Annotated in this window: 6 protein-coding genes; 1 reads left to right on the forward strand and 5 read right to left on the reverse strand. The window is 61.1% G+C overall.

The genetic code is table 11. The features are described 5' to 3' along the window. Positions 1-453 precede the first annotated feature (453 nt). Positions 454-906, reverse strand: coding sequence for a GNAT family N-acetyltransferase (locus DBR24_RS29700; protein WP_128616479.1), 453 nt, complete (start codon positions 904-906; stop codon positions 454-456). A 256-nt stretch (positions 907-1,162) separates the two neighbouring features. On the opposite strand from DBR24_RS29700, the gene DBR24_RS29705 reads away from it, so the two are divergent. Next, positions 1,163-1,900, forward strand: a complete 738-nt coding sequence (locus DBR24_RS29705) for an ABC transporter substrate-binding protein (RefSeq protein WP_128616480.1) — start codon at positions 1,163-1,165, stop codon at positions 1,898-1,900. A gap of 142 nt (positions 1,901-2,042) precedes the next feature. Here DBR24_RS29705 and yccS read toward each other — a convergent pair whose 3' ends face one another. The 4 genes from yccS to mdtD all read right to left on the reverse strand — a co-directional run bounded on the left by yccS (position 2,043) and on the right by mdtD (position 8,865). After that, positions 2,043-4,226, reverse strand: coding sequence for a YccS family putative transporter (yccS, locus tag DBR24_RS29710; protein ID WP_123469447.1), 2,184 nt, complete (start codon positions 4,224-4,226; stop codon positions 2,043-2,045). 222 nt (positions 4,227-4,448) lie between these two features. After that, complete coding sequence (locus DBR24_RS29715; protein ID WP_128616481.1) at positions 4,449-5,627, reverse strand: NAD(P)/FAD-dependent oxidoreductase; 1,179 nt, start codon at positions 5,625-5,627, stop codon at positions 4,449-4,451. Positions 5,628-5,784: 157 nt separating this feature from the next. Beyond that, positions 5,785-7,122 (reverse strand): ATP-dependent RNA helicase DbpA, encoded by a 1,338-nt coding sequence (gene dbpA / locus DBR24_RS29720; protein WP_256591983.1) that lies wholly within the window; start codon positions 7,120-7,122, stop codon positions 5,785-5,787. A 315-nt stretch (positions 7,123-7,437) separates the two neighbouring features. Next, the gene (gene mdtD, locus DBR24_RS29725; RefSeq protein ID WP_128616483.1) at positions 7,438-8,865 is read right to left on the reverse strand and encodes a multidrug transporter subunit MdtD; all 1,428 of its coding nucleotides are present in this window, start codon (positions 8,863-8,865) and stop codon (positions 7,438-7,440) included. Positions 8,866-9,016: the final 151 nt, after the last annotated feature.

The following is a 9,016-nucleotide window of genomic DNA, read 5'->3' on the forward strand; positions in this document are numbered from 1 at the left end:
TGTCTGACGCAAGACAATAAGGTCAGTCCCCTCTCCCGGAGGGATAGGGGGCCGATTGGGGAATGTTGGAGAGGTACGCCGACCTGAAATTGTCGCTGTGAATCCATAATCGACGTGGTTTTTCAGGTCGATGTCTGACGCAAGACAATAAGGTCAGTCCCCTCTCCCGGAGGGATAGGGGACCGATTGGGGGATATTGGAGAGGTACGCCGACCTGAAATTGTCGCTGTGAATAATCGACGCGGTTTTCAGGTCGATGTCTGACGCAAGACAATAAGGTCAGTCCCCTCTCCCGGAGGGATAGGGGACCGATTGGGGGATATTGGAGAGGTACGCCGACCTGAAATTGTCGCTGTGAATCCATAATCGACGTGGTTTTTCAGGTCGATGTCTGACGCAAGACAATAAGGTCAGTCCCCTCTCCCTCTGGGAGAGGGCTAGGGTGAGGGCTGTTCAGGAACGACGCATCCCGATATGCGGAATGTCATCTTCCAGATACTCCTCACCCGCCACCACAAAGCCGTACTTGCCGTAATACCCCTGCAAATGCGCCTGTGCCGACAGGTAGATCGGCACCTGTGGCCAATGCTTCTCGGCCTGTTTCAGCGCCTGTTCCATCATTTCGTGGCCGAGCCCTTTGCCGCGCCCCTGCGGCGCCGTGACCACGCGGCCGATCACCACGTCACCGCCCTGGGATTCCGGGTCCAGCAGGCGCAGGTACGCCACCAACTGATCATTGTCCCAACCCATCAAATGGTAGGTGTCGCCCTCCAGATCCTGACCATCGAGATCCGGATACGCACATTTCTGTTCGACCACGAACACTTCCGAGCGCAATTTCAGAAGCGCGTACAGCTGCTCTTTACCCAGGTCGCTGTGATGTTTGCAGATCCACTCGATAGTCATTTGCCGATTCCTTGAACGTGTCGCCCGATACTAAGCGCACGCGCCAAAGATGTCTGTATGGCGTAAGAGTCTGTGACAAAGGTCAAAATGCCATCATTCCTTTCTCGCAGCCTTGTCTTCTTTGTGTAATCTGCTGGTGAGCGCTGTGCACTGGCTTCAATGAGCTAATGTTAGGGCCTGGGTTTCGCCGGTACGGGGCCTTGGGGTTTTGACTGAAAAACACGTCGGGCAGCCCGCCCGCTAAGGATTTTCAAGCATGCCGCGACTGCATCGAGCCGTTGCTCTGGTCGGATTGCTCTTGCTGGGCCAGAGCGCTGCAGCGGAAAAGCTGCGGCTGGTGTTTGATATCTGGCCACCCTTTACGGATGACACGCTGGTCAACGGCGGTCTGGCCACTGACATTGTCAGCACCGCGCTGGCCCGGGCCGGTTATGCCAGCGACTATGAACAAGTGCCGTGGGCGCGGGCGCTGCTGGGCGTGGGCGAAGGGCGTTATGACGTGCTGGTCAACGCTTGGTACAACGACGAGCGCACCAAACTCGGCCAGTTCTCCGGTGAGTATCTGCTCAACCGTATCCGCTTTCTCAAACGCAAAGACACGCCGCTCGACTACAACAATCTGCAGCAACTGCACACGTATCCGATTGCGGTGGTGCGTGGTTACGCCTATTCGGCGCCGTTCGACGCCGACACGGCGCTGCAGAAAGTCCCTGTGCATAACTTCGCCATGGCCGTGCGCATGCTCGCGGCGGATCGGGTCAAACTGACGCTGGAAGACGAGTACGTCGCGCGCTATTACCTGGCCCGCGAATCACCGAAAGTGCGCAACGCCTTGGAGTTTCTGCCCAAGCCGTTGAGCGAGAACAGCCTGCATATTCTGGTGAGCCTGAAGAATCCGCAGCATGAGCAGATTGTGGCCGGGTTTGATAAGGCGATTGCGGCGATGAAGGCGGATGGCAGTTATGACAAGTTGTTGAGGCAGCATGGGATGTGAGAATCCAGGAATCGTGGTGCCTGTGCTGACGCCTTCGCGAGCAAGCTCGCTCCCACAGTGGTTAAGGTTGACCACAAAACGGTGGTTCACCAATTAACCTTGTGGGAGCGAGCTTGCTCGCGAAAGGGCCCGCCCGGCCACCTCAAACCTCGCTGGTGTCCTTGATCAGGTGCGCCGCCAACGTCCGTAACGGCCCCAGTTGCCGGCAGATCAGCGCCAGTTGCGTCTGCACCAGTCGCTGTCCTTCATCAATCTCGTCCGGCATCTGCTCCAGCTCATTGGCCAGCGCTTCTTCTTCATCGCTTTGAATCGCCACTGGTTGCTTGTTCGCCAATCCCTGGGCGATTTCATCAATGCTGGCGGCCAGCTTCACCCCGGCGCCGTCGATCAGGTGTTCACGCACTTCCGCCGGGAGCTGAGTCTCGCGATGCGCACCCAGCCCTGACAAATAACTGAGCAAGGTGTGCGACAGCACCAGAAAACGGAAGCCAACGTCTGCTTCCTTGCGGAAATGCCCCGGCTCCATCAGCATGTTTGCCAGCGTGGTCGACAGTGCCGCGTCGGCGTTGTGCGCGTTGCGTCGGGCCAGGCGATAGGCGAGGTCGTCGCTTTTGCCGGCGGCGTATTGCTGCATGATCTGGCGCAGATAGATGCTGTTGCAGGTCAGGGTGTTGGCCAGCACCTTGTTCAGGCGTCGACCCTGCCAGTCCGGGAGGAACAGGAACACCGTCAGGCCGGCGATCAGGCTGCCGAGCAAGGTATCGAACAGCCTCGGCAGGAACAGCCCGTAGCCGTCGCCAACCTGGTTGAAGCAGAACAGCACCATGATGGTGATTGCGGCGGTCGCCAGGGTGTAGCGGGTGGTGCGGTTGATAAAGAACACCACCCCGGCGGCGATCGCGAAGCACGACTGCACCAGCGGGCTGGGGAACAGATCGAACAGTGCCCACGCCACGGTCAGGCCGATGGCGGTGCCGAGAATCCGCTGCCCGAGTTTGCGTCGCGTCGCGCCGTAGTTTGGCTGGCAGACGAACAGCGTGGTGAGGATGATCCAGTAGCCTTGCGACGGGTGAATCAGGTGCACCATGCCGTAGCCGATGCTCAATGCCAGTGGCAGGCGCAGGGCGTGGCGGAACAGCAAAGAGGTCGGCGTCAGTTGCGTGCGCAGGCGCACCCAAACGTCCTTGAGGTTGCGTGGCGAGCGGTCGAGCAGGCTGCTGTCGGTCGCATCGGCCAGGGCATCCGGGTTGCTCGCATCGCTGAGCAAGCGGTCGAGGGTGCCGAGGTTGGCCGCCAGTGCGCGCAGCGAACGCAGCAGGCCGCGCCACGCCGGGTTGCTCTGGATACGCAGGTGTTCAAGGGAGGCGTCGAGGTCGCTCAGGGCTTCGGCGAAGCTGGCATCGTAGATGAACGGCTGGCGCATCTGGATCGACTCGGCCAGGGCCCGGCAGGCTTTGCCCTGCTGGCGCAGCAGGCGCTGGCAGCGGAACAGCACGTCGCTGTGGAAGAACGCTTCGGCCAGCGCGTTGTACGGATAGTGCGAAGAACTGGCGCGTTCGTGGATGTCCTGGGCGAGGAAGTACAGCTTGAGGTAGCGGCTGACTTTCGAACCCGGACGACCGTTGCCGACCCGGTGCAGGATGATTTCCTTGGCGCTGTTCAGTGCTGCCACGACGCGACCGTTTTGCTGTGCCAGTTCCAGGCGCCGGGCTTCGACGTCCATCTGCCGGATTGGCTCGAACAGCGATGATTTCAGCTTCAGGTAAAAGCCCAGTTCGCGGAACAGCCGCGCCAGACTCTGCTGCACTGGTTGGTTGGAAAACATCGCCTGCCACAACACCGAGAGCAAGCCGTACCACGCGGCACCGGCCACCAGCAGCATCGGTTCGTGCCAGAAATCGGTGACCGCGCCGCCGCGCTGATCGACGCCGATCATCGTGTATACGGACAGAATCAACGTCGCCGAAGCAATCGCGCCATAGCGCTCGCCGAGGGCGCCGAGCATGGTCAGGCCGAAGCTGGCCAAGGCCAGGGCGATGGCAAATACGACGGGGTAGGGGAAGAGCAATTCCACCGACAGCGCGGCGATGCTGAAACACACCAGCGTCACCGCCAGGGCGTTGAGGCGGCCCTGCCAACTGTCGTCGGTCTCGGCCAGGGCGCTGGCGATGATCCCCAGGAACAACGGGATCAGCAGGCCCATTTCATCCTGATACCAACACAGCGCCATGCTGCCGGTCAGGGCGATGAACACCCGCACGCTGTAGCTGAATTTATCCAGCGCCCACAGGCGCCGCAAAGACTGACGAAACGAGGTCGAGGACATGAAGTGCGAAGGCCTTCCGAGGCGATGCCGCTAAATTGAGCCAGTAATGACGCCGACGCAATGGCGCCGAGCACATCTGACAGCAAAAAGTGTTCCTTTTACATACACACAAACCACTGTGGGAGCGAGCTTGCTCGCGAAGGCGATGTGTCAGTCACCACAAAGTTGACTGAAAGACCGCCTTCGCGAGCAAGCTCGCTCCCACAGGGTTTTGTATTTGGATCAGGCGTACTGCGCGGCAGCGTAGCCAGAGGCCCATGCCCACTGGAAGTTGAAGCCGCCCAGGTGGCCGGTGACGTCGAGCACTTCGCCGATGAAATACAGGCCAGGGCTTTTCAGTGATTCCATGGTCTTGGACGACACTTCGCGGGTGTCGACGCCGCCCAGCGTGACCTCGGCCGTGCGATAGCCTTCGGTGCCGGCCGGCACGACTTTCCAGCTGCCCAGCTTGTCGGCGATCTGCGCCAGTTCGGCGTGGGTGTACTGCTTCATCGGTTTGGAGACGAACCAGTTGTCCGCCAGCAGATTGGCCATCTTCTTGGTGAAGATCTCGCCGAGCAGGGTTTTCAGTTCGCTGTTCGGGCGTTCGGCCACTTGCTGTTGCAGCCACGCGGCCGTGTCGTGGTCCGGCAGCAGATTGATCTCCACGGTGTCACCCGGCTCCCAGAACGACGAGATCTGCAGAATCGCCGGGCCGCTGAGGCCACGGTGGGTGAACAGGATGTTCTCGCGAAAGCTCTGGTCGTTGCAGCTGACCAGGCAATCCACCGATGTGCCGGACAGCTCGGTGCACAGTTCCTTGAGCTGATCGGTGATGGTGAACGGCACCAGCCCGGCTCGGGTCGGCAGCAGTTCATGGCCGAACTGTTTGGCCACCTGATAACCGAAACCGGTGGCGCCCAGTGTCGGGATCGACAGTCCGCCGGTGGCGATCACCAGCGACTGGCACTGCAACTGGCCGAGGGTGGTGTCGAGCAGGTAACCGTTTTCGACCTTCTCGATGGTCTGGATCGAGGTGTCCAGGTGCAACTCGACGCCGACCTGATCGCACTCGTCGAGCAGCATGCCGAGGATGTCGCTGGATTTGTTATCGCAGAACAGCTGGCCGAGCTTCTTCTCGTGGTACGGCACACCGTGCTTGCCGACCATGCCGATGAAATCCCACTGGGTGTAACGCGCCAGTGCGGATTTGCAGAAATGCGGGTTGTGCGAGAGGAAATTGCCCGGTTCGGTGTACATGTTGGTGAAATTGCAGCGGCCACCGCCGGACATCAGGATTTTCTTGCCGGCCTTGTTCGCATGATCGAGCAGCAACACTTCACGCCCACGCCCGGCGGCGGTCAGTGCACACATCAACCCTGCGGCGCCAGCGCCAATGATCACGACTTCGGTAGAGCGCAAAACGGTGTCCTCACACAAATTTCAAAATCACCGGCGGCCCATGTGGGAGCGGGCTTGCCCGCGATGAGGCCTGCACATTCAACATGGATGTTGTCTGTCAGTCCGTCATCGCGGGCAAGCCCGCTCCCACAGGGACCTTCCTCGGATGGAAGATCGTTTACAAAACACGCACGCGCAGCGAACGGCCCTTGATCTTGCCGTTGTTCAAACGCTGCAGCGCCTGCATGACCACGGTGCGCTCAACCGCCACATACGACTGGAAGTCGAAGATCGCGATCTTGCCGACCTGGGCGCCCGGGATGCCGGCGTCGCCGGTCAGCGCGCCGAGGATGTCGCCCGGACGCACTTTGTCTTTACGGCCGCCGGCGATGCACAGGGTGCTCATCGGTGGCTGCAATGGCGCGCCGCCCTGGGACTTGAGGTTGTCCACCTGATCCCAGTTCAGCGGGGCTTTCTGCAGCTGTTCGATAGCTTGCGCGCGATGGGCTTCGGACGGTGCAACGAGGCTGACCGCGATGCCTTTCTCGCCAGCGCGACCGGTACGGCCAACGCGGTGAATGTGGATTTCCGAGTCGCGGGCCAGCTCGACGTTGATCACCATGTCCAGCGCGTCGATGTCCAGGCCACGGGCGGCGACGTCGGTGGCGACCAGAACCGAGGTGCTGCGGTTGGCGAACATCGCCAGCACCTGATCGCGATCACGCTGTTCCAGGTCGCCATGCAGGCCGACGGCGGAAATGCCTTTGGCGGTCAGGTGATCGACGGTTTCCTGCACCTGCTGCTTGGTAAAGCAGAACGCCACGCAGGAGGCCGGGCGGAAGTGGTGCAGGACTTTGGTCACCGCGCTCATGCGTTCTTCCGGAGAAATCTCGTAGAAGCGCTGTTCGATCTGCGTGTCGTCGTGGAACGCTTCGGCTTTCACCGTTTGCGGATCACGCATGAATTTCGACGCCAGTTGCTTGATGCCCACCGGGTACGTGGCGGAGAACAGCAGGGTCTGCCGGCGCGACGGGGTCTGTTCGATGATGTCTTCGATGGCGTCGTAGAAACCCATGTCGAGCATGCGGTCGGCTTCGTCGAGGATCAGCGTGTTCAGGCCGTCGAGCACCAGCGAACCCTTGCGCAGGTGTTGCTGGATACGCCCCGGGGTGCCGACGATGATGTGCGCGCCGTGTTCCAGCGAAGCAATCTGCGGGCCGAACGACACGCCGCCGCACAGGGTCAGGACCTTGATGTTGTCTTCGGCACGGGCCAGACGACGGATTTCCTTGGCGACCTGGTCGGCCAGCTCACGGGTCGGGCAGATCACCAGTGCCTGGCAACCGAAGTAACGCGGGTTGATCGGGTTGAGCAGGCCAATGCCGAACGCGGCGGTCTTGCCGCTGCCGGTCTTGGCCTGGGCGATCAGGTCCATCCCCTTGAGGATCACCGGCAAGCTCTGCGCCTGGATCGGCGTCATCTGGGCATAACCGAGGGATTCGAGGTTAGCCAGCATGGCGGCGGACAGCGGCAGAGTATTAAAAGCGGTGGCGATGGTGGTCACGGGACTGGCCTGCAAAACAAAATGTCGCGCAGTGTAGCAGCCCCGTGCCACTTTCTTCGAAAGTTCTGGACGAACAGTGTGCAATGCACATCAAACCCAGTGGCAAGCAGCATTCCTTGTGGCGAGGGGATTTATCCCCGCTGGGGTGCGCAGCGCCCCCTATACCCGCCACCTCGGAACATCAGGCTGATCGCATCCAACCTTCTTGGGGCTGCTGCGCAACCCAGCGGGGATACATCCCCTCGCCACAAAAGTCCCCATTACAAATTAATGTTCGATGTGTTCTTCCGGACGCTTGGCCCGCCGGCCGTCTTCTTTCGACAGTTGCGAGAAAATCGTCGCGGCGAGCATCGCCATGATCCCGACGGTGACGAAGGTCAGCTGGAACGCGCCGAGCACGGTTTCCACGCCATCGTTGCCGATCTCTGCCGTAAAGCCACCGAGCAACGCACCGGCGCACGCCACCCCCAGACTCAACGACAATTGCGCCACCACCGACAGCAAACTGTTGCCGCTGCTGGCGCTGGCGTCGTCGAGGTCGATCAGGGTCACGGTGTTCATTGCAGTGAATTGCAGCGAGTTGATCGCGCCAAGCACGGCCAGCAGGCACAGCAGCAGCCAGTACGGCGTCTGCTCGCTGACCAGGCCCATGCTCGCCAGCATGATCCCCAGTGCCAGGGTGTTGCCGGTGAGCACGATGCGGTAGCCGAGGCGTTCGATCAGCGGGCGTGCCATCCACTTGGCAAACATCGCCGCAGCGGCCAGCGGCAACATGCTCATCCCGGCCTGGGACGGCGAATAACCCAGCGCCACTTGCAGCAGCAACGGCACCAGAAACGGCAGGGCACCGCTGCCCAGTCGGGCGAACAGGTTGCCGAGAATGCCGACGGCAAAGGTGCGGGTCTTGAACAGCGACGGGGCGAACAGCGGATTTTCCACGTGCCCGGCGCGCAGCCAGTACGCCGCCAGACAGGCCAGACCGGCAAACAGCAGCAGCATCACCCGCAAGTGCGGCAGGTGCAATTCGCCAAGGCCTTCCATGGCGATGGTGATGAGGATCATCGCCGCGCCGAACAGCAGGAAACCGAAACTATCAAACCGTGTGCGCTCGCTGCCGCGCAGGTCGGGAATGAACTTCCACACCGCGTAACAACCGATGACGCCGACCGGCAGGTTAATCAGGAAGATCCAGTGCCACGTCAGGTACTGCACCATCCAGCCGCCCATGGTCGGCCCGATCAACGGGCCGAGCAGGCCGGGAATGGTGATGAAGCCCATGATCCGCACCAGTTCCGAGCGTGGATAGGCGCGCAGCACCACCAGGCGTCCGACCGGCAGCATCAGCGCACCGCCCAGGCCCTGAATGACCCGCGCGCCAATCAGCATGCTCAGGCTGCTCGACAGCGCGCAGAGCAGTGAGCCGAAACTGAATAGCAGAATCGCGCCGAAGAAGATCTTCTTGGTGCCGAAGCGGTCGGCGATCCAGCCTGAGGCCGGTATCAGCAGGGCCACGGTGAGCATGTAGGCGATGATCACGCCTTGCATGCGCAAGGGGTCTTCGGCCAGATCCCTGGCCATGGCCGGCAGGGCGGTGTTGAGGATGGTCCCGTCGAGGGACTGCATGAAGAATGCAATGGCGACGACCCACGGCAACCAGCGTGCGGTGATGGCGTCGAGAGGCGGGCGGTTGGGCATGGAACCTCTTGTTGGTGTTATCCGAAATTTCTGTTCTGACTGAAACCCTGTGGCGAGGGGATTTATCCCCGTTGGGGTGCGCAGCGCCCCCTATATCCCCCACCTCGGTGAATCAGGTGGATCGCAACCCACCTTCTCAGGGCCGCTGCGC

Origin of the sequence: Pseudomonas sp. HMWF006, from assembly GCF_003061205.1 — a bacterium.
Lineage (GTDB): Bacteria > Pseudomonadota > Gammaproteobacteria > Pseudomonadales > Pseudomonadaceae > Aquipseudomonas > Aquipseudomonas monsensis.

Excerpts from the sequence above, each read along its gene's own strand:
- dbpA (WP_256591983.1), bottom strand. The coding sequence starts at position 7,122 with ATGCTGGCTAACCTCGAATCCCTCGGTTATGCCCAGATGACGCCGATC.
- yccS (WP_123469447.1), bottom strand. The coding sequence starts at position 4,226 with ATGTCCTCGACCTCGTTTCGTCAGTCTTTGCGGCGCCTGTGGGCGCTG.
- DBR24_RS29705 (WP_128616480.1), top strand. The coding sequence starts at position 1,163 with ATGCCGCGACTGCATCGAGCCGTTGCTCTGGTCGGATTGCTCTTGCTG.
- mdtD (WP_128616483.1), bottom strand. The coding sequence starts at position 8,865 with ATGCCCAACCGCCCGCCTCTCGACGCCATCACCGCACGCTGGTTGCCG.
- DBR24_RS29700 (WP_128616479.1), bottom strand. The coding sequence starts at position 906 with ATGACTATCGAGTGGATCTGCAAACATCACAGCGACCTGGGTAAAGAG.